Origin of the sequence: Emticicia sp. 17c, from assembly GCF_037153985.1 — a bacterium.
In the GTDB taxonomy this organism is placed as follows: Bacteria; Bacteroidota; Bacteroidia; order Cytophagales; family Spirosomataceae; genus Emticicia.
The window spans coordinates 1,048,056-1,069,433 of record NZ_JBBAYI010000001.1 but is presented as its reverse complement, the minus strand read 5'-3'; the positions used below and the strand labels follow the sequence as shown (position 1 = coordinate 1,069,433).

The following is a 21,378-nucleotide window of genomic DNA, read 5'->3' as shown; positions in this document are numbered from 1 at the left end:
AAATTTGCGGTCAAGAAATAGGACAAGGCAAGCAACAGGAATTAGGATTGCTAATAATAGAATCCCCATTGTTCTAATAATTAGGCTCATGCAATTGGTTTTTTAGGGGGCAAAAGAATTTGGTTAATTAATCTTATGAGGCATTCTCTTTGATTTTCAATTATTCTAATCCGCTCGTCTCGCTCATTTATTTGAGCCTTTAAAAAGGCGTTTTCTTGTTCAGGCGTTAGCACAGTTGGTTGTTGTTGGGTTGCAAACCATTTCATTGGTGTAAAAATTTTGAAGTTGATTAATCACTAAGCTAAAGTCAATTGTTTAGGCTCACTCATTTTTTTAGCCACTTTTAGGGCGTATTTCATTGGTGAGATTTTGCCTTTGGATTTTTTGAAAGTTTGTAGTGTAATGTCTTCCATCAGTTCTTCAATACTGATACCCCAAGTATTTCCAAAGAACTTGTAATCCTTTGGCTGTGGGTGTTCGATACGATGGTAAAAAGTCCTTTTTGCATCGTTCTTAAATTCCGCAAGCCAAGCATTTCGTGTTTGCGCTTGTAGTGGAATTGGCAAGAGTTCATATATTTTTTTAATCATTTTACCGTAAGATAAATTTTTGCATTAATAGGTAAATATTTTACGTTTTAGTGTAAATTTGTTTCACTACTTTGCAAAAGTAAAAATACATAACACAAAATGCAAATATTTATAACACAAAATGTTAAAAATATTTTCCAATAATCATAAAACACTATTATTCAATGGCTTACGAAGTAAAAAGTATTGGCGAAAAGTTGCTTGAAGAAATTAAAAATAAGCGTTATAGCATTGAATCATTTGCAGAATTACTAAGCACTTCAAGGCAAACTTTAAGTAATCAACTTAAAAATGATATGCCGCTATCTACTTTTTTAAATGCCTGTGAAAAACTTGATTTAAGTCCAGCAGCATTTTTTAATACTGGAAATATTCAAAATGCAATAAATAACAAGGGGATTAATCAGAGTATTAATAACAGTACCCTAGAGTTAGAGCTTTTAAAGCAAGAGAATAAATACTTGAAAGAAAAAGTGGAATTATTGGAGCGATTATTAAAGGCTACAAATAATTAATAGCGTTTACATAAAGTCCCTTTTTGTCCTAAAACAGCTTTCACACCACACAAATATATATCGCTGTCATGACTATTAAGATTGTTCTGTTTTCTCTTAAAAACAAGGGAAACATTCAAAATGCTGTGAATAATAAAGAGTTATCCCAATCATTAAACCAAAACGTATTAGAACATGAATTATTAAAACAAGAAAATCTACACTTAAAAGAAAAAGTAAAGTTATTAGAAAGGTTATTAAACACGTATCAAACTTGAACTTTGATACGAAAATTGAACTTTTATAAAACACTGATAATGAGCAAGAAAGAGGCAAAAAAAACAAAATCCCATCTTCTCCACAAATCAAAAAGCCTGATAATCAATAGATTGTCAGGCTTTTTTTATTTTCATTGCTTAGTTAGGCGCACCCACTTGCAATGAAACTTGCAATAAATACGAAAAAGACTGAGAAACAACGTTCAGTCTTGCAAAAAATCAGACAATTATATTTCATCTGACAAGTCACCTTCATACAGCAACAGCTAAGCCTGATTCTTAAAAATAAGGTCTCAGGGAAGCCAAGCTAGTAGTGTTTTTGAACAAGACTTTAAATCTTCTGAACAATGCTGGTCGGTAATTCTCAGCCCAATCAAGAACCATAAATGTTAAAAGAAATAGTATTATATATTTAGAAAAGACGGTGCTTTGCTTCTGAAAATACTTATCAAATCTGGCCAAGAACCCATTTTGCTAGAGGTTTAAGTTTAAAATTTAGTATTCAGATTTAACAAAATACCATCATTTTAGGTAAAAAATAGGCTTTAACGTTGAAGTAACTTGCAAAAAGAGCCATTTGCTATACAAAAAAGACAATTTAAAAATATTTGCCTGATACTTGCAATATGAATAAGTAATTGAGACGATAGTAATACAGCTAACTTATTACAAGGGTATATACACATAAAAAGCCGGTCATTGACTGGCTTTTTTGTTTATAATCAATTATTGATTACTTTTTTCAGAATGATGTTGAGTCTGGAAATAGCAGGTATTCAATAGTGTAAATCTATAAACGAAAGGCTTTTGTCAGTTTATTTTTTGCCGTAAAATAAATTTTTACATTGTTAGGTGAATTTTTTACGTTTTATTGTAAATTTGTTGCACTGCTTTGCTAAGGTAGTCTATTTTAGATTTGAGAGTCGAATTTTTGGGCTTAAAAGTTGTAAATTCAACTCAAAATTTAGTATTAGAAAAAGAATTGCTAAAGCAAAAACAGCATTTAAAGTAAAATTATTAGAGTATTTATTTTGTATCAAAATTAAATCTTGATACAAAATAAATAGGCATAAATGATTGATAATGAGTGAGATAGGTGGTAAATCCCTGTTTTCTCTGTTAAAATTCTTCAAAATTATATTTATTGAAGAATTTATCTTTCCAAAATAACTTCTTGCGGTGTTTTAATTTCTTCTAAAAAAGTGAGTTTTATTCTTTTATCAGAAAAAAGACTTTGGATTTTTTCAACCAACTTTTTAATAATAAATAATGACTGCAGAAGAAAAGACTCAGAAAAGCCGGGAGTATCAAAGGGAATACCATAAAAAGTACCGGGAAAAACATCGTGAACTCCTCAACCAAAGGTCTCGTGAGTATGCTATGGAACATAGAGAAGAACTCAGAGAAAAATCAAAAGCTTACAGACAAGAAAACAAAGAAAAATTAGCCTTGTATGAAGCTAGTCGCTGGCCTAAAAGAAAAGAGCAGCGCAGACAAAAGAGAGAGTTACTAAAACAACAAAAAGCTGCCGCATTGGCTGCACAAACAACGGTTGAATCATAAAACTAAATCCGTTTAGTATAATCAGAAAAACCTGATTCTTATTCTTCAATCATCTCAAAGTGGTTTGCATTTGATATTCCTTTAATTGAACCTCTAGGAATGCAAGGCTGATGTCGGTAATGACATGAGAAGAGTAGTTGTTGACCAATAACTACTCTTTTTGTTTTAAAATAACGCCATAGATATTAATAAACGGTTTTATTCTACTCAATCTGCTATACGAATATTAAACTACATTAGCTCATTCAATAGGCTGGCAAAGCATGAGTATATGCTTGCATTGAAGACCATTTTCAAAAATAGGTTCAGGGTAATTGTCAATAAAAAAGTTTTTTTTGAGTTCGGTTATTTCAAATCCTTGTTGTTGATAAAGATATAATTGCCCTATACTTGCATTTGAAGTTCCAATCCACAGCTTTTTGTAAGCTCTTTTTCTGGCTTCGGCTATTGCGTGTTGAAGCAGTAGTTTTCCGATTCCTTTTCCCTGATATTTTTCAAGAACGGCAATATTTTTAATTTCAGATTCCTGCTTGTTTAGTGGGTATAACACATAAACACCAATGACCTTATGGGCTAATTCGACTACGAAAACGTCAGAATAAGGCAAATAAATTTCGATTGCTTGATAAGAGGGGTCGGCCAGCAAAAGCAATTCATAAGGAATAGTACTTCCCTGAGGTAATAGGCTGATAATAAAGTTGTTCATGTAATTTTATGATGGATAAGCAGACAGCCAGTAATTGACCGAATGAATAACCATTTTTTTCAGTGTGTCCAGATTAATATCGTCCATTTTTTTTATGTATAAGCACCCTTTACCTATTTTATGCTTGCCTAGTGCTTGTAATAAAAGTTCTTTGTCTTCATAATTGCCAGCCAGATAAATACTGATGGCTTCTTTTCTTGGCGAAAAACCCACAAGAGGCGCATCGCCCTCGCGACCACTGGCATATTTGTAATGGTATTGCCCAAAACCTACAATACTACCGCCCCACATCTGTGGCTCGTATCCGGTAGTTTGCTGTAAAAATTCGAGCAATTGAAAGGCATCTTTCTTTTTGAGGTCGTCGGTGATTTCATCCAGAAATTCGACAACGCTATTAGTATTAGCGGTTGTTTTATTTGCTGCCATCGGGTGTCGGAAGAATTATATTTAAAGGCTTTACAAATATAAAAATTTTAAACTGATACTTTCATTTTCGAGAGAAAAGCATTTTAGGGCTAATAACTTTATACTTTCTGTATACAAAATGCGTGGTTGTCAGGATTACTCCTTAGCTTTGAGGTTTAAAATAATATTATTTCAACCAAATAAAATAGTGATTAAATTAATTGTGTGTGATATGGACGGTACGCTCTTGGACGACCGTAAACAACTAAATGAGGAATTTTGGGAAATACAAGAGAAGCTAACAAAAAACGGAATCCGTTTTGCTATTGCTAGTGGCCGTCAGTACTTTAATTTATTGGAACAATTCAGCCGGATAAAAGATCAGCTTATTTTTTTGGCAGATAACGGCTCGTATGTTGTGTATCAGGAGAAAGAAGTACATACCAATGCTTTGGATAGGGCTTCGATGAGACAATTTGTTGAAATAGGTCGAAAAATAACCGACGCTTATGTTATTGTGAGTGGAAAAAACTCTGCCTATGTTGAAAACACGGACGAAAGGTTTCTGCATGAAGCAAAGAAATACTTTAAGCGCATGGAAATTGTCGAAAATCTTACTCAGGTAGAAGATACAGTACTAAAAGTAACTATTTGTGATTTTAGAGATTCCGAAACCAATAGTTACTTGCATTACCAGACATTTAAAGATAAGTATAAAGTAGCTATTGCCGGAAAAATATGGTTAGATATTAGCGACTGGGCTGCCAATAAAGGAACAGCTATTAGTAAGATTCAGGAGAAATTTAATATCTCGAAAGATGAAACACTTGTGTTTGGTGATTACCTTAACGACATAGAAATGATGAGTGCAGCCACTTATAGTTATGCTATGAAAAACGCTCACCCCGATATTGTTAAAGCAGCAAGTTTTATTACCAGACAAGATAACAACAATAATGGGGTAATTGAAACTATTAAAGAGTTACAGTTAGTCTGACTGTGGCATAAACGAAAGGTATTCAGACCATTGTAAACCTTCTGGCAATTGCTTGCTACTGAATTCAATATGAATAACACGCCTTTTCTGATGATTAGTTGTGCGGCTAGAAGCATGTAATAACAAAGGCTTCATAAACATAATGCCGCCTTTATTTACACAGCATATTTCTTCGGTTTCAGTAGTCCAGTCGATGTTTTCAGGTCTGTAAATGCTTTTCAGGTGTGATTTTGGAATAACCTTTAAAGCTCCGTTTCCTTCATTGGTATCGTCCAGATGAATACGGACAGTAAAAATATTTTCCAGATACTCAAGCGGTGGTTGCACGGCAAATTGATTATGCTTGGTTGTCCAAGGGCCAAATCCAGCAATAGGTATTTTTTTATCAACCGATATAGTCAGGTCCTGATGATATGCCACAAACCAGTTAGATTCTTCAGGTTTATCAAAATAAATAGATTTTATTACAAAAAAATCTCCTCCGAACAGCGTTCTTAGCAATGATTTAAAGCGAGTGTTAAAGATAATATCTTTTGCCTGAGGCACTTCTTTCAAAAACTGTCTGATGGCAAACAAATCATTAGTTTTACGGAAAGTTGGCTTTGAAATATCAATAGCTGAAAGAATATTCAGTAAATGATTTATTTCAGTATTACTAAAAAAATCATTTATAATCGCGTATCCATTAGTTGCCAGATTGTCTTTAGGTATTTCAGATGCAAGCATAAAGTTTGTTTCTATTTACATATTTTTGTATTTCTACTGCATAAAATAAAGATTATAAGTCTTTCATTGATTCTTCATTACTTGTTTTCATTTATATTAATTTTAACGACTTTACCATTGGTACTGTACTTAATTAGTGCCGAAAATAGTTTATTCTGGCCAGCAATAATTAGAAACTGATTATAAATAAACCCAATCAGAGCGGATGGTTTTACTCTGATTGGGTTTGTAGATTTATAAAGTTTTTTTCGCTAATAGTCTGATAGAATATCTGCTAAATTTCAAAACTGTCCGACTCAACATAAGCTTTTATAAGTGCCTGTTCGCCTTCTTTACCCGGTTTTGAATTGCCATGTTCCATGCCGAAGATAAACGTCTTGTTTTCAGCTTTGCTTTTGTTATAAACGTGCTTGAAAATGTTTTTATAGTTTATCTCGCCTGTTGTGGGTTCTTTTCTGCCTGGGTTATCGCCAATCTGGAAATAGCCAATTTCGTTCCATGCCCAATCAATATGTGGAATAATATGCCCCTCATTTTTTTGCATGTGATAAATGTCAAACAGAATTTTGCACGATGGGCTATTTACTCCGCGGCATATTTCATAAGTCTGGTCAGAAGTTCTCAGAAACAAATTAGGGCTGTCGCTCAGAGGTTCTAAAACCATAACAATACCATGAGGCTCCAGAATTTCAGCACCACGGCGTAAAGCATCAATTACGTTACCCGTCTGGATACCAATAGGCAAATTTCTTTCAAAATCGCCGGGTACTACGGTTACCCATTTAGCATTACAACGTTTAGCCACCTCAACAGCACGTTTACAGCCGTTCAGAAAAATATCAATATATTCTTTTTTACCTGCGGCCAGCGTATTAGCACCATTGCCTCCTTTATCGACCACAAAAACGCCCATTGTCATGCCTAGTTTGGCCATAGTTTCACCTATTTTGGTTTGTACCTCAGGTGTACGGCCCATCATACCGTTATCTTCCAGTGCTGTAAAACCCATATCGGACATAAATTTTAACTGGTCGATAAGGTCTTCTCCGGCCAAATTTTTGAACATCCCGAAGTGAGGGGCGTATTTCATCTTGAAATTATTTTGCCCCGACAATAGCTGGATATTATCTGCAAATGGTACAGCAGATACACCCGCCATGCCAGCCATAGAGAACGAATTTTTAAGGAAATTTCTACGTTTCATTGAATTTGAGTTGAATAGTGATGGTTGAATTATGTGTCTTAAAGTTAGGCGAAAGGTAAGAAATAATTAAAAGATGAGTAAAAATTTACTGATATTTTCTTAGCTCATGAAGCAGGTAGTTACCCACTAAAAACAAAGATTGATTGCGAGAGCAACCAATCTTTGTTAATTTATTAAGTATTATTTTATTATCCTTATGGTGTGGCAGCCTCTTGATAAAAATAGCCTGAAATCCTGTTTTTGTAAACTTGGCTTATTCCCATGTTTAACTTTCCAGAATTCAATACTACCAAAATGTTTGCCGTAATTGAAATGGTCGTATGCCGCTACGGCAATATTGTTTCCGCTGGTATCGAAAACAACACTTTTGGGCAGAATACCATCAAACTCATAGTCTCCCTGATTACTCAGATTGCCGTCAGGGGTGAGTTTTAATAAAGATAAAGAGGCTTTTCGGGTAAGAATGGCGTTGTCCCACGGATAAAATGTTTTTCTGATATTAGCCACTACTACTGTGCTGCCGTCAGGGCTGATGCCAAAACTTTCGGGGTTTTCACCTACTTTGGCTTTTGAAATCAGAAAATGTTCGGAGTTGCCATCCAGATTAAATTTTATGGTAAAGATTTCGCCATCTTCTGAAAGCCCTCGTTTCAAATCAGGCACCAGATAGAACTTACCGTCAGGGGTAAATTGCCCGTTACCCGGGAAAGCACCTACTTTAAGCGGTTTGCCCTGCATTTCAAGCCGGATAATTTTGTTTGTAGGGCCATCGCGGTGGGTTTTAATTAAACCTACTTCTTTGGAGTCTTCCAGTGTAAATGCAATGTAGTTGTCGTTCGGATGCCAGCTAACATCAGAGATTTTACCTGAGGGTAGGCCATGTGGTTTGCTTATAATCCTGATTGGCTTACCATTGGGGTCTAATTCTAATACTTGCAGTTCTTTGCCCTCTTCTTCACTGCATAAAACTATATATTCGCCTTTAGGGCTTATATCAATCCCAATAGGGTTTTGGCCGGTAGGGAATTTATAAAGTATCTTTGGGTGGGCTATATCGGCAATATCAATTACTGTAATAAAACCGCCCGCAGGTAATTCTTCATTTACGTTTTTTAACTCTGTTACATTATCGGCCAGCATTCCGCGGGTATCAACTACGTATGCCAGATGGTGTATGCTTGATACAGCCATAGTTTTGGTTCCGTTAATAACCGAGTTTGATACCGTTACGCTTTTTACTTCATCGTACGATTTTTCTAAAGGTAATTTAATGGATGTGAAGGCATCTTTTACTCCTCTTTCTTTAAATAATTTACCATTAACAAATGCCGAAGCAGCCATGTCAGCATCTGAAATGGCAACTATTCCTTTGGCATCAAATTCTAAATTCTGCGAAAAAGAAGTAATACTAAAGAACAGAAATAGTGGGACGAAGATTTTTTTCATGGTTTAGTATGACTTTGATTATATATGCGATTATCTAAAAAAGCAGTTTCAACGAAACTATTTTTTAGCTTTCGGCATCATAAACAACTACTCTTTCCCATAGATGTGAGCATTTATCAACAAAAGCTAAGTGGTCGGGGTGAGTTTGGTAATCAGCTTGTTGTTCGGGAGTATCAAATACAAAAGTGATTGAAAACTGGTAAGAAGAGTCAATAACCGCCCGATTCGTGTTTGCTGGTGTACCTACATAAGCAGTCTGAATTAAATCAATTTTAGATAATTCTACTAAACCTGCGTGTAATGCCTGATGGTCAGCCTGACTGTTTTTGTCTTTTAACCAGAAAAATACTGTGTGTACAAATCCTTTTTTTAGATTAGCCATAGTTAGGTACTGTTTGTTTTGTATATTAAAATTTATTGATTAGAGCTAAAAAATGCAATAGTATCTAAAAGATATTTCTGTATTGAGGTATCGTGGTCACCACCGCTAACGGTATTCAGCTTAACGTTGGTTGCGCCTCTTTTAATCATGGCATCATAGGCTGTTTTGGTATTAAAATACGGCACATAAGAATCCGCATCGCCATGGGTTAGTAAAGTAGGGGTTTTTGGTTTCCAGTCAAAAATATCGTTATCTTTTACAGCATTAACCAAGGCGGTGTCGGTTCCCTCGGTTATCCCTTTTTTTGTGTTATCGCTAATAATTTTATTAAAACTTACACTTATTCGGGCATTTTGTTTGTCTTTTTGAATCTGAGTGGCATACGGTTCAACAAAGTAACTACTCATGGGGCGGTTTAGCTTATAAATTCTATCATACGTAAGTATTACCCATATATACGAAGCGTTATGTGTTGGGTCACCGTCTGATTCAACACTGGCAATGGTTTTGAATGAAAGTGTTTTATTATAAGCACCTGCACCACAACTCGATGCTTTCAGGTTAAATTCGGAGGGAGCTTCCTCTTCAATTTTTTTCTGTAAAGCTAAAGTTGCAAATCCTCCTTCTGAATAACCACCGAGATAAACGTTTTTATTCCAGTTTATTTTTTCTTTAACGATAAATTCTTTGGCTGCTCTCATCATGTCAAGGCTGGCTGTTGCTAGTCCTTCGCGGTGTTCGTAGGTATGTGGTAGGTTATTGGTAGCACCATAACCAATGTAGTCGGGTGCAGCCACGATATAGCCTAACGTTGACAGTACAGAGGCCATTGTGCCTTCACCATCAATACTGAAATATGACGGAGCATCGGCATCAGAAAAAATAGTACCGTGCTGATAACTGGCTAATGGAAGTGCCGTATTCGCATCGGTCAGCACAGGTATTGCCAAAGCTCCTGAAGCCTGAATAACAGTTCCATCAACATCTTTGGTTTTGTAAACTATTTTGTATTGTTTCACACCGCCACGTATAAACAGTGAATACGACGAGCCTAATGGTCCTAAAGCGGCTATTAGCTGGTCTTTGGTGTATTCTTTTACCAGTGTTGAGCTAACTAGAACTTCGGGCTGTGGATTAGGGTCTGTGGTAGAGGATTTATCGCACGACCATACGATGAAGGTCAGGCTGATGGATAATAGAAAATATCTGAAAGATTTGATTCTCATAGTGTTTGTAATTGAGCTGACAAAGTTATTAATTTTATTGACTTTCTTGACCTTAAAATGTTCTTTTTTGGATACTTTACTTAAATGAAACCCTGATTATATGAATCCTATTGTTCGATATCGTCGTGAATTTGCAGAGTTTGCTCTTTTATTCTTTATGGCTTTCTTCATGAAATGGCTTAACGATTTACATACTTTCAAGCCGTTTGTTCTGGAGACGTTGGTAATTACCTTAGCTATAACGAAAACCTGTTACTTTATCTTTGAAAACTCAGTACAATTATTAAAAGCTACGGCTCATGATATTGCCTATCATCGTTTTTTGTTATTAACAACTTATAATATCGGGCAAATGACGCTTTCGTTTGCGATTGATTTTTTTATGCTTTATGAAATAAACAAAGCTAGTTTTGCGGGAATTGACCCCAGTTTTACAATGTTTGAAGAAATGTTTGAGTTCTTTTACTTTAGTGTGCTGAACTTTACTTTTTTTGGCTACGGCGACCTGACACCTGCCAGTGTAGCAGCCAAGATAGTTATGTTGCTGGAAGTAATAATGGCGTTTCTGACAATGATTTTTATTTTGTCAGATTTTATTTCGATGAAAGATTCGTTACGAAAAAAATAAAACTACTTGTAAAAAGCTGATTAATGATTGAAGGCTTTCCAAGTAAAAATAATAGGAAGGGCTTTCTGAAGCACCGAAAGACCATTGATAAGGTATAGCTGGAAATAAACACCGTACTGGAAACAAGCCAGTGAGTCGAGCACGCACCAGATGCCGAAAGCAACAATTATGGCGTTTCGCGCCCATTTTTCCTTACGCTTAAATGGATAACAAGCCAGATATGCTACCATTATATAGCAGCAGGCTATGGTGCCACCCAATGGGCCTGCAACAAAAAGCCTGAACGGTTTTATTTCGGGTGAAAGCTGGTCGGTTTGCCAGAATATTCGGGCTAAAGCGTGGTCATAAGATGTAAATAAAAAAATATCATACCCAAGCGCAAAAAGTATTGCCATTGCAGCAATACATAGGCTACTTATGAGAAGCCATCTTTGCCAGAAGATAAAAGAATTTTTTAGCACTGCTCTTGTGGATAAAGTAATTCTATAAAATAAAAGCTGGTAGGGTAGAAGCCCTGCCAGCTTAACTTTTTCTATTCTTTTTTTGGCTTTGTGTTGCTCTTGATAACAGCCTGAATAACATCCCACATCTCGTTTGGAATGGAATTGAGGTGATTAAACTCACCTGCTCCGTTAATCCATTCACCGCCATCAATTGTAACCACCTCTCCATTAATGTAAGACGAGAAGTCGGACATTAAATAAGCTGCCAGATTTGCAAGTTCCTGATGCTCGCCTACGCGTTTTAGTGGCACGTTACCAAAATCAGAGAAACGTTCCTGCAAGTGTTCGGGGAAAGCATCTTTCGGAAATAGCCTGTCCCACGCGCCTTTGGTCGGGAATGGCCCAGGAGCAATGGCATTAAAACGAATGCCGTATTTAGCCCATTCTACTGCCAAACTGCGTGTCATGGCTAATACACCTGCTTTGGCCATAGCCGACGGCACTACAAAAGCCGAGCCTGTCCATGAATAAGTAGTAACAATGCTTAGCACAGTAGCTTTTTGTTTTTGTTCAATCCAGTGTTTGCCAAAAGCTAGTGTGCAGTAATAACTACCTTTTAAAACAATATCAACAACGGTGTCAATGGCTCTGTGTGAAAGGCGTTCGGTCGGAGAAATAAAATTACCAGCTGCGTTATTTAGCAGGCCATCAACTCTGCCAAATTCGGCAAGAGTTTTATCTTTCATGGCTTCTATGGCGCCATAATCGCGCACATCGCAGGCAAAAGGTAGTATTTTTCCGCCGGTTTCTTTTTGCAGTTCGTGAGCTGTTTCTTCCAGTACCTGAAGTTTTCTACTGGTAATAACCACATTTGCACCTAACTCAAGAAAATATTTACTCATTGATTTTCCAAGTCCGGTTCCGCCTCCTGTAACAACAAAGGTTTTGCCTTCAAGGGCTCCGTCTCTTAACATGGGTTCGTTATAAGCCATCAGGATATTCAAATTTATGGGGTTAACAATAATTGTTGCATTATTTCAAGAAAAACTAGCCCGAAATAATTTTCGTAAAGCTAAAATAAAAAAGCCACAGATGAAATAATCATCTGTGGCTTTTTGCATATACTAAACAGTGCAGGAGTAATATGATTAGATGCTTGCTTTTGCAGCTACTAATTTAATATCAACCTGAAAGTTGTCATAAATAGCTTTGTCGCCGATAGTATCAAAAAATGATTTAGAAGCATATTTGCTACCAAATTTAGTGCGGTCTACTTCAAATTTGGCTGCTGCTGTGGTGTTACCTTTTTTGTCGATGCTTACAACTGCCGGGAAAGTAATTACTTGTGTAACGCCGTTGATAGTAAGGTTTCCGGTGATGTCATAATTAGTGGCTGTTTTAGGTGTAGCTTTTGTGATTTTGAATGTAGCTGTTGGATATTTGGCTACGTCGAAGAAATCAGGAGCTTTTAAATGGTTCACTAATTTAGCATTATAGTCTGCATCTTTCAGGTCAAGACAAGTAATGGTGTTGATGTCAATGGTAAAAGTACCACCTACAAGTTTGCTTCCGTCTACTTCTAAATTACCACTCTGAATGCCGATAGTTCCGTTGTGTTCTCCGGTAATTTTTTTTCCTAACCAGTTAAAAGTACTTGCTTTGGTGTCAACTTTTAAAGTTTGTGGAGCTTTTTTGCCTTTATCAGCCATTGCTGATACACTTACTACTAATGCGAACGCTACTGTGAATAAATTTCTGAAAACTTTCATTTTAATTTAAAATTTGGTTTAAGTGTTTAAAAATATTAAAATCTTTATAATCAATAGATTAAGTAGTCTATATGATTCTGAATTACATGAAAACTAAAACCCTTTCTTGTTTTAGTTGCTTCCTCTGAGTTTATCGAGCAAATTACTCAGGGTTTCTGCTTCTTCAGGAGTAAGGCTGCTAAAGCTCGACTCCCACTGCTCTTGCATTACATCTATCTCTTTCAGGACATCTAGCCCTTTCGTTGTGATTTTTACATCACAAGCCCGGCGGTCATCTTTGTTGTCACATCTTGTTACAAGATTTTTCACCAAAAGTTTGTCAACCAACCGAGACGCATTCGACATCTTGTCGAGCATCCGTTCAATAATACCATTAACGGTAATAGGATTCGGATACTGCCCTCTTAAAATCCTTAGCACATTATATTGTTGGGCCGTTAGGCCGTAGGGTTTCAATATATTGTGGTGGTCGTTGTTCATCCAGTTGTTAGTATATAAAATATTTACAACTAATTTCTGGAAAGGGCTTTTAAAGGGCTTTTGCTGTTTTATGTCTTTTTCAATCGACATATTTTTTTATTTTATCTAATGAGCTAATTATACATTAACAATATATGTTAGTACATATATTACAAGTGTCAATTAAATTTGGTTCCATGACTTTAAAAAAAATATAAAGAAATTTATCTGAGCGGAACAATAGTAGGAGCCGAAATGTCAAAATCTCGTAAACGAAGTGGCTGAATACCATCAAAAGAGAACCGAAATGGAGTAGAAAGCGGAATATTAGGGTAATAACCAATACGAATCTGAAAGGTATTGAAAGTTAGGTTTTCGTTCCGAAGTCGAAGCCCAAGACCAAACCCCTGATAAACTTTACTTGAAAATAATTTTACATCTTTTAAACTTACCATGCCAAAATTGGCAAAGGTAAAATAGGCAATACGGAAACCCAACAGACTTTTCTTTGAAAACAACACCGACTCCATTCCTAAAGTCAGGCGTTTGTCACCTCTTAGGGCGTCGCTGTTTACACCTAGTATGCCATCATAACCACTGATATTCAGGTAATCGATAGGGTCACGGTTTATGCCATAAGTAAAACCCAGATTAATAAAGTTTCTGGATTGCGCCCTGCCTAGCTTCATGAGCGGGCTAAAATAAAAACTCTGTAAGCCTAGTACTCCTTGCTGGGCTTCTTTATTTTTCAGGTAGGTGCCGGCATTGGCTAATACGTACAAATAACCTTTATTATTGGCCAGATACGTACCATTAGCAAATTGTAGTCCGGCGTATTCTCTGGCACCAAATTCGGTTTGCTCGCTTCCAAAGGTAAACGACAATAAGCTACCCGTAGGAACGTCCTCGGTTCGGCCAAACCCGTAAATCAGGACATCTCTTTTATAAAAACGGTTTGAGTACCCGATACTACCCAGAATAGTTGTTCGGTTCCAGTAAATTTTGTTGGTGTCGGCACTTACTTCGGGTCTTTTACGAAACTCGTAGCTCGTGCGTCTTACTGCTACTATCAGCCTTTCGTTGGCATTAAATATGCGTGGTTTGAAAGCACGCCCATACCATAGGTCAGAATAATAATAACCAGTCTGATAAATCAAATCTTTATCGGTCTGGTCTGTTCTTATTTTTTTATATTCCCTGATTTTATAGTAACCTACTTCAAAAGCACCAGCATTTTTGGTGTCGACAGTCAGGAAGGGCCGGAAAGCCTTAACCGAAAACTGGTTAAGGTCTTTTTCATAAATTGCACTTATTTGTCCGGTAATGAAAGTTTTTCCGATATAAGGTACGGTGTAAATGCTTCTGAGACCTAACTGTTGGTAGGGGTCATCTTTACGCCAAGAAACTTTATTGAGAAACGAGTGCCCGTTGCCTTGAAAATTACGGTCTTCAACCCCAATTTTAAAATCTTTGAGGCTACCGGCCGACACATCGAAATTAATAGACCATACATCCTGCACCAGAATCAGAATATCAACCAACCAGTTACTTCCTTTACGCTCGGTAACCAGAATACGCGCATCATGAATAATAGGATTGGCACGCAAAAGCCGTTCGGTGTCTTTTAAAGTGCGGGGGTCGAGTTTATCTCCTTCCTTGAACAGAAGGAACGATTTCCGTATGACTCTTTCGCGTGTGTCATAATGGAAATTCTTACTGGCAAAACGTTCAAAACGGTTACCTCTGCGGGTAGTATCATTAACGGTGGGGCCAAATATATCGAGTTGATGAACCGTGATTTTACCAATGGTTTTGCCTTCATAAGCTGCAAAAGGATTTGCTTCGAGTTTATCAATTTCGTTTTTTAGTGCGTTTGAATTGTAAACATCCCGAAACAGAAAGCCATAGATTTGTCGCCCTATCTTACTTTTCCCCATTTTGGTTTTTAATTTGGAATACATGAGGCTGTCCTTAGCCGACTTGTCATTATCAAATTGTTCAAAGTCAGGATTTTGTCCGAAAGTAAAATGCGATAGCAGTATTAATATGAAAATCCATTGCTTCATGCCGAAAATATACGATTTTTTTACCTAACCCCAACAGCAACCAAATAATTTAACAAATTGCTATTACTGCTTATAAGTACATCTATAAGCGGAATAGTAATGAGATTGTTTTGAAGATTCTTGTTAAAAATAAAGCGAGTACCGAATCGGGTCGGTACTCGCTTATAAACAGAATCAGGATATTACTATTTTTATTATTCAGATTTGACTATTGTAATAGGTACACAAACCTTAGGCGGACAGCTTGAACAGCTTGCCGGAGGGCTGACTGAGGTAGTCAGACTACAACCATTATTATCAACAATAATCAAGGTTTTGGCTCCACTGCTGATTAAGCCAGCATTGATGGCCGTACTTGGTGCCCCATAATTATATGTAGACCCCGTGGATGTGCCGTTTATTGAAACCGTATAAGTGGTATTGCTTCCGCCCGACGGATTCAGGGTAATAGTAAAGATATCGTCGGCAGAGTTATCTGTTGTTCCGGCATTATTACAGAAAGCTAATGCGTTGGCAGATAATGGTGCCGGAGTTGCCGTTACCGTTACAGTATCACGATTGACGCACCCCAGCGCACTCGTGAGGGTTACAATATAGTTGGTTGTACTTGTTGGCGATACGGTAATAGTAGAGGTAGTTGCTCCGGTATTCCACATAAATGTTCCTGTACCTGTGGCTGTAAGAGTAGTTGAGGTTCCTGAACAAGCGGCTACGTTACTACCTGCGTTAATAGCAGGCAAGGCATTTACATTGATAATTATCGGGCAGCAGTTTCCTGACAAACACCCTGTTGTAGAGGTAAAGTTTACAGTATAATTACCACTTTGTGTTACAAACAGGGTATCGTTGGTAGCTCCGACAATGAGCGTATCGTTTCTATACCATTGATAAGTAGTTGAAAGCGTAGGAGCAATAAGCCCTATTGTTTGCCCCTGACATATCTGAACCGGAACCGTAACACAGGCACTTGCTATATTGTCTTGTGTTGAGGTGTTGTCGGTATCGGTTTCATTGGAGGCGGTAATCTGGGCAATATTTGATACTACCCCCACCGTATCTACACGGGCGGTAATGGTCAGGGTCAGGCTATTGGTAGTTCCACCAAGCGCACTCCCTATATTCCAGATACCTGTTCCGGGGGTATAATAGGTACCAGTTGGGGCAGAGTTTGACACATAAGTTAAACCTGCTGGTAGAATATCGGTTACTTTTACTCCTGTTGCATTTTGAGTTGTGTTGTCGCGGGTGGCTGTAATCGAGAACGTAACATTGGTGCCTTTAGCCGGAGTTGAATTATTAACAGATTTTGAAAGCGAAAGGTCAATGGCATTTTGGTCGCAGCCATCAGGAACACCGTCGCCGTCAGCATCCAGATAATCAAGCCCACTACATTTATCAATACAATCTGGTACACCGTCGTTATCGCTATCAAGTTTTATATAAGCATAGTATACATTTACGCTGCTCAGCAAAGAAGCTACGCCACTAACAGTTATGCGTATCTGGTTAAAAGGAAGCGTTGCTTTAAAACCAACCTGATAGGCTGATGTAGAACCACTCAGAACCATAGCTGACAATAAAGAGCTACCAGACGATGATTCTACGGGCGTACCATTCAGATAAGTGGAAATAGTAATGCCCCCAAGTAGGTTCAAGCCTAATACGCTCCCGTTTTCGTTAATAACAAAACCTGCAAAAGTATTGGCCGGATATGTGGTAGCAGCGGTAATTTGTAAATAACGCGAACAGCCAACGCCTATCGGAACACTAATAACAGCATTGTTGGTAGTGTCAGAATCTGTAACATTTGTGCTGTTTGTGACACCTCCACCTAAACAGACTCCACCCGAACCCGTAGCAGGAGAGCCAGAAATCTCGCTGCCTGTAAGAGCGTTCAGGCAGTCATGTGCGCAAGAGGCAGGGCCTTCAAACGCTCCATAAATCCGAAAAGTAGTTAAAGCACTTATAGTGCCATTGCTAACTAACCTTACCTCGTCAAAATCACCAGTAGTAGTAAAACTCACAATTTGCTTACCACCACCAGTACTTTGTAAAACAGCTAGAGAAAGCAGCGGTGAGCCCGAACCAAAAATGGCACTTTGTACGAGTGTACCGTTACGATAAGTTTCTATTTTTAAACTATTTAAAACACTTGCCGAAAGAAGCCCGCCATTAGGGCCAATTATAAAGCCAACCTCGTTTCCTGCCGGATAGTACTGAAGAGAATCTTTAATGATAATAATGGGTGTATTATTGGCTAAGCCAATAGATAAAGAAGCCGTAGCATAATTACTCTGGTCGCCGTCAATTACATTAGGTGCATCGGAGGCACTACAAAGTAAACAAACGCCCGCGCTAGGAGCAGTGCCTATATAAGCACCTCTACCCGCAATAGGGTCAAGACAAATTTTGTTGTTTTCGATGGTCTGTTGGCTAAAAGCAACGTCATAAAACATAGATAAGATTACGAGCAAAAGAAGCCTGCATGTAGTTTTCATTGTTAACATGTGCAAAAGTGTTTAATTAAATTAGCAAAAGAATTAACTGCTCAAATACGTCAATGAGGCAATTTTGCTCCTATTAACTGTTAGTGGAGTTTCACTTTTTGGGTTAATAAATACAAGAATTGTTGTATTGGGTATTTTTCGCATTTGACAGCAAAAGTTATTTTAGGTATCAGTCGAAAAACTTATATTTCAGATACAAACAACTCAACAGTTTATGCACATAGCTTTAGATGGCATCAGTTCGTAAGAACTGATACTAAATGAGAAGTTCTAGGTGAATATTCATGTCTGGTTTCTGCATCCGACAGCAAAAATTGTTTGTTTAATACAGCAAAAATTTAAAAATGATACTCACTTATTTGATTATTAAATCCTGATACTTATTGATGAACAGGTTTTTTCTAACAGAATCAGCTACGTATCTTACAGCAAAAAATTATTTTAGTTAGTCATTTAAAAGCAATGATACTTTCTTGCGCAAATGCGCAACTCGTTTTTGTAAATTGTTTAAGTAAGGGTGATTGCCTATCGGTGTATGAGTTAAAAAAGAGGATATTGGAAGATGTATATTGTTTCTCATTACGCAAAAGATTGTTTAATTGATTAGCAAAAGTTTGTTTTTGGGTATCAGGTAGCAATATATTACCAAAGCCAACATGGATACACCTCAAATCAAGGTTTCTGATTTTTAGTTTTAAAAAAATGAACTGCTATGTGTGAAGTCCCGTAGAACATACAAAAGCAAAAGTTAAAGGTTACTAGCAAAAAATTGTTCTCTCTCACAATTCTCTCTAAAAATTTGCAGATTAAAGAGAATTTCTGTTCCTATCTTTTTCTTAAGAAATAATTGTGCCAATTTTTTTATTGATAGGAACTGTTTTTTTTTATTTGGTACTATTTTTATTGTTTGTACCGTTTAATAATTAAAGCACTGACTTTTTTTTGAGAAATATTATTAAGTGGATACATAATAATTTTGTGCTTTTTTGAGAAGAAAGCTTTTAGTATGAAATTTGTTAATCGTTTTTTCGCTAAAAATAAGGTTTTTATACCAAATATGAAGATTGGAAAGCCCATGCAAAATTAATTTCCCGTAAAACTCTTCTCGATGTTCGCATTTGTAGGTCAGATTTATTTACTTCGCAATTTCAATTATTTTCAGATGCAATTATCCAAGCCTCTTGTATTAGCTTCTAACTCTCCGCGCCGGAAAGAAATCATGCAAAATGCAGGTTTTCAGTTTTCAGTTAAGGTAATTCCGACAGACGAAACATTTTCGGCTGAAATGCCTGTTGAAGAAGTGCCTGTTTATCTGGCAAGAAATAAAGCCTTATGTTTTGAAACACTTATTCAGGACGAAATTATTCTGTGTGCAGATACCGTAGTGGTAGTAGATGGCCACGTAATTAATAAACCAACCGACCACCACGATGCCGTAAGAATGCTTAAATTATTAAGTGGCCGTACGCATAGCGTTATTACAGGCGTATGCCTCATGACCAACCAAGAAACCATTACATTTGCCGATACAACCCATGTTTCGTTTAAAGAACTAAGTGCTTGGGAAATTGAATATTACATTGAGAAATGCCAGCCTTTTGATAAAGCAGGAAGTTATGGTGTGCAGGATTTCATCGGAATGATAGGTATTACCAGTATCGAAGGCTCTTTTTATACTGTTATGGGCTTGCCAATTCATCTTGTTTACGCCAACCTCGAAAAATACCTGCTTCGTTAATAGCCTAACCTCAATGTATTAAATGATTCAATATTTTAGCGACGAGCGTGTCAGGCTTACCTTTAAAATTCCATATAAAAAATCGGTACATCTGGTTGGTGAATTTAATAACTGGCAAATTTCGGATACTTATGAAATGGCTAAACAGGTCGACGGGGAAACCTATGCTATCGTCATTGATAATTTGCAGCCCGGACGTGAATATGCCTACCAGTTTTTGATTGATAGAAAAATTGCCGTAGCCGACCCTTATAGCGAAAAAATCCTTGACCCCGAATTTGATAGATTTATTTCAGACAATACCTACCCTGAATTAAAAAAATACCCTCATGAAAACCCTTTTCGCGGTAGTGTGTCTGTATTACAAACCGCCAAAGAGGTGTACCCGTGGCAAATAAATGACTTTTGCGCTCCGCCTAAACAGAATTTGGTTATTTATGAACTATTAATTAGAGATTTCGTTGAGTCGCGCAGGTACCGTGATGTCGCTAACTTTATTCCGTATTTCAAAACACTAGGTATTAACGCAATTGAATTACTACCGGTTCAGGAGTTTACAGGAAACGATTCGTGGGGGTATAACCCTACTTTTTATTTTGCCCCAGATAAAGCCTACGGTACAAAAAATGACCTAAAATACCTGATTGACAAATGCCATGAAAATGGCATTGCTGTAATTCTGGATGTGGTGTTTAACCATGCCGACAAGAAATTTTCGTATTACAAGGCTTATGTCGGTGAACATAAAGGAGCTTACAAAAATCCTTTTTTAAACCAGAAAGCCACACATCCTTTTTCGGTTTTTTTTGATTTCAATCATGAAAGCAAATACACACAGGAATTCTTTGATGAGGTATGCAAATTCTGGCTTACCGAGTACAAAGTTGACGGTTTTAGGTTTGACTTAACCAAAGGTTTTACACAGGTAGAAACGTACCCTGATGTTTTGAAGTGGTCAAGCTATGATGCAAGCCGCGTTAAATTATTGAAACGTTTCTATGACAAAATCAGAAGTTACAATAAAAATTGTTACCTTATTCTGGAGCATTTGGCTGCTAATGACGAAGAAACCGAACTAGCCGACTATGGATTTATGCTATGGGGGCATTTAAATCATCAGTTCAGAAATTTACTCAAAGGTAAAAAAGATAGTGTTGCTTGGTTAAATTATCAGAATCGTGGTTGGAAAGAGCCGAATCTGGTTGGCTATATGGAAAGCCACGACGAACAAAGACTTGTTTATGATGCCTGCCAGCAGCTCAATGATTTACCACTTGTTTTAAAAAGAGCGCAAGCGGCTGCCGTCGTTTTTTTTGCTTATCCGGGGCCGAAGATGTTCTGGCAGTTTGGAGAATTAGGTTACGATATTGACATAAATTTTAATGGCCGCACAGGTGTGAAACCTATCAAATGGGATTATTTACAGCAGGAAGACCGACGTAAATTGTTTGAAATATATGCACAAATGATTCATTTAAAGAAAAATATTGTTGCATTCAATGAAGGGCAATTCATGGAGGTAGGCGAGGGGCTGGTTAAAAAAATAAATATAGATCATTCTGCTTTAAAAATCAGGATTCTGGCCAATTTCAGCCTGAAATCTGTAAGCACCGAAACCACCCTGGAAGTGGGCGAATGGTATGATTTTTTTGAAGAAAAAAGCATCATCATTACAGACAAAGATAAAAGAATCAAGCTCGATGCAGGCGAATATCGTTTGTATGCTTCAGTAAAAATCAATAAATATTGAG

The 21,378-nt window shown here is 37.1% G+C and carries 21 protein-coding genes; 6 read left to right on the top strand and 15 right to left on the bottom strand.

What is annotated here, in order from left to right; genetic code table 11:
- Positions 1 to 86: 86 nt before the first annotated feature.
- Both WAA15_RS04520 and WAA15_RS04515 read right to left on the bottom strand, forming a co-directional pair.
- Positions 87 to 266 carry a hypothetical protein gene (locus WAA15_RS04520; RefSeq protein ID WP_337041294.1) on the bottom strand — a complete coding sequence of 60 codons (180 nt, stop codon included), beginning with the start codon at positions 264 to 266 and terminating at the stop codon, positions 87 to 89.
- Positions 267 to 296: 30 nt separating this feature from the next.
- Entirely contained in the window at positions 297 to 590 is a 294-nt protein-coding gene (locus WAA15_RS04515; RefSeq protein WP_337041292.1) for a hypothetical protein, read from the bottom strand.
- A gap of 164 nt (positions 591 to 754) precedes the next feature.
- Here WAA15_RS04515 and WAA15_RS04510 point away from each other — a divergent pair, with 164 nt between their 5' ends.
- On the top strand, positions 755 to 1,105 hold the full coding sequence (locus WAA15_RS04510) for a hypothetical protein (protein WP_337041291.1): 351 nt from the start codon (positions 755 to 757) through the stop codon (positions 1,103 to 1,105).
- A gap of 1,526 nt (positions 1,106 to 2,631) precedes the next feature.
- Entirely contained in the window at positions 2,632 to 2,925 is a 294-nt protein-coding gene (locus tag WAA15_RS04505) for a hypothetical protein (RefSeq protein WP_337041290.1), read from the top strand.
- Positions 2,926 to 3,166: 241 nt separating this feature from the next.
- Here WAA15_RS04505 and WAA15_RS04500 read toward each other — a convergent pair whose 3' ends face one another.
- Together WAA15_RS04500 and WAA15_RS04495 are read right to left on the bottom strand one after the other, a co-directional pair.
- Positions 3,167 to 3,631 (bottom strand): GNAT family N-acetyltransferase, encoded by a 465-nt coding sequence (locus WAA15_RS04500; protein WP_337041289.1) that lies wholly within the window; start codon positions 3,629 to 3,631, stop codon positions 3,167 to 3,169.
- Between the two features lie 6 nt (positions 3,632 to 3,637).
- Positions 3,638 to 4,057: a DUF1801 domain-containing protein gene (locus tag WAA15_RS04495; protein WP_337041287.1), complete on the bottom strand. Its 420-nt coding sequence runs from the start codon at positions 4,055 to 4,057 to the stop codon at positions 3,638 to 3,640.
- Positions 4,058 to 4,244: 187 nt separating this feature from the next.
- On the opposite strand from WAA15_RS04495, the gene WAA15_RS04490 reads away from it, so the two are divergent.
- The gene (locus tag WAA15_RS04490) at positions 4,245 to 5,033 is read left to right on the top strand and encodes an HAD family hydrolase (RefSeq protein WP_337041286.1); all 789 of its coding nucleotides are present in this window, start codon (positions 4,245 to 4,247) and stop codon (positions 5,031 to 5,033) included.
- Here the strand turns inward: WAA15_RS04490 and WAA15_RS04485 are convergent.
- From WAA15_RS04485 to WAA15_RS04465, 5 genes are all read right to left on the bottom strand, one after another.
- Positions 5,025 to 5,759 (bottom strand): phytanoyl-CoA dioxygenase family protein, encoded by a 735-nt coding sequence (locus tag WAA15_RS04485; RefSeq protein ID WP_337041285.1) that lies wholly within the window; start codon positions 5,757 to 5,759, stop codon positions 5,025 to 5,027. The two genes, WAA15_RS04490 and WAA15_RS04485, sit on opposite strands and share 9 nt — an antisense overlap.
- Positions 5,760 to 6,033: 274 nt before the next feature.
- Positions 6,034 to 6,963 carry a hydroxypyruvate isomerase family protein gene (locus tag WAA15_RS04480; protein ID WP_337041284.1) on the bottom strand — a complete coding sequence of 310 codons (930 nt, stop codon included), beginning with the start codon at positions 6,961 to 6,963 and terminating at the stop codon, positions 6,034 to 6,036.
- A gap of 180 nt (positions 6,964 to 7,143) precedes the next feature.
- Positions 7,144 to 8,409 carry a YncE family protein gene (locus tag WAA15_RS04475; protein WP_337041283.1) on the bottom strand — a complete coding sequence of 422 codons (1,266 nt, stop codon included), beginning with the start codon at positions 8,407 to 8,409 and terminating at the stop codon, positions 7,144 to 7,146.
- Positions 8,410 to 8,473: 64 nt separating this feature from the next.
- The gene (locus tag WAA15_RS04470; protein WP_337041282.1) at positions 8,474 to 8,791 is read right to left on the bottom strand and encodes a Dabb family protein; all 318 of its coding nucleotides are present in this window, start codon (positions 8,789 to 8,791) and stop codon (positions 8,474 to 8,476) included.
- 32 nt (positions 8,792 to 8,823) lie between these two features.
- Complete coding sequence (locus WAA15_RS04465) at positions 8,824 to 10,017, bottom strand: alpha/beta hydrolase family protein (protein ID WP_337041281.1); 1,194 nt, start codon at positions 10,015 to 10,017, stop codon at positions 8,824 to 8,826.
- 100 nt (positions 10,018 to 10,117) lie between these two features.
- Between WAA15_RS04465 and WAA15_RS04460 the strand changes: the two genes are divergently transcribed.
- Complete coding sequence (locus WAA15_RS04460; protein WP_337041280.1) at positions 10,118 to 10,645, top strand: ion channel; 528 nt, start codon at positions 10,118 to 10,120, stop codon at positions 10,643 to 10,645.
- A gap of 20 nt (positions 10,646 to 10,665) precedes the next feature.
- Here the strand turns inward: WAA15_RS04460 and WAA15_RS04455 are convergent, their stop codons facing one another.
- The 6 genes from WAA15_RS04455 to WAA15_RS04430 form a co-directional block, all read right to left on the bottom strand.
- Positions 10,666 to 11,040 carry a hypothetical protein gene (locus WAA15_RS04455; RefSeq protein WP_337041279.1) on the bottom strand — a complete coding sequence of 125 codons (375 nt, stop codon included), beginning with the start codon at positions 11,038 to 11,040 and terminating at the stop codon, positions 10,666 to 10,668.
- A 137-nt stretch (positions 11,041 to 11,177) separates the two neighbouring features.
- Positions 11,178 to 12,080, bottom strand: coding sequence for an SDR family oxidoreductase (locus tag WAA15_RS04450; protein ID WP_337041278.1), 903 nt, complete (start codon positions 12,078 to 12,080; stop codon positions 11,178 to 11,180).
- A 156-nt stretch (positions 12,081 to 12,236) separates the two neighbouring features.
- Positions 12,237 to 12,857 (bottom strand): YceI family protein, encoded by a 621-nt coding sequence (locus tag WAA15_RS04445; RefSeq protein WP_337041277.1) that lies wholly within the window; start codon positions 12,855 to 12,857, stop codon positions 12,237 to 12,239.
- A gap of 111 nt (positions 12,858 to 12,968) precedes the next feature.
- Positions 12,969 to 13,427 (bottom strand): MarR family winged helix-turn-helix transcriptional regulator, encoded by a 459-nt coding sequence (locus WAA15_RS04440; protein WP_337041276.1) that lies wholly within the window; start codon positions 13,425 to 13,427, stop codon positions 12,969 to 12,971.
- Between the two features lie 113 nt (positions 13,428 to 13,540).
- Positions 13,541 to 15,382, bottom strand: coding sequence for a hypothetical protein (locus tag WAA15_RS04435; RefSeq protein WP_337041275.1), 1,842 nt, complete (start codon positions 15,380 to 15,382; stop codon positions 13,541 to 13,543).
- Between the two features lie 194 nt (positions 15,383 to 15,576).
- Positions 15,577 to 17,838 (bottom strand): DUF11 domain-containing protein, encoded by a 2,262-nt coding sequence (locus tag WAA15_RS04430; RefSeq protein WP_337041273.1) that lies wholly within the window; start codon positions 17,836 to 17,838, stop codon positions 15,577 to 15,579.
- A gap of 1,159 nt (positions 17,839 to 18,997) precedes the next feature.
- Here WAA15_RS04430 and WAA15_RS04425 point away from each other — a divergent pair.
- Together WAA15_RS04425 and WAA15_RS04420 are read left to right on the top strand one after the other, a co-directional pair.
- Positions 18,998 to 19,627 (top strand): Maf family nucleotide pyrophosphatase, encoded by a 630-nt coding sequence (locus WAA15_RS04425; RefSeq protein WP_337041272.1) that lies wholly within the window; start codon positions 18,998 to 19,000, stop codon positions 19,625 to 19,627.
- Between the two features lie 22 nt (positions 19,628 to 19,649).
- Complete coding sequence (locus tag WAA15_RS04420) at positions 19,650 to 21,377, top strand: alpha-amylase family glycosyl hydrolase (protein WP_337041271.1); 1,728 nt, start codon at positions 19,650 to 19,652, stop codon at positions 21,375 to 21,377.
- Position 21,378: the final 1 nt, after the last annotated feature.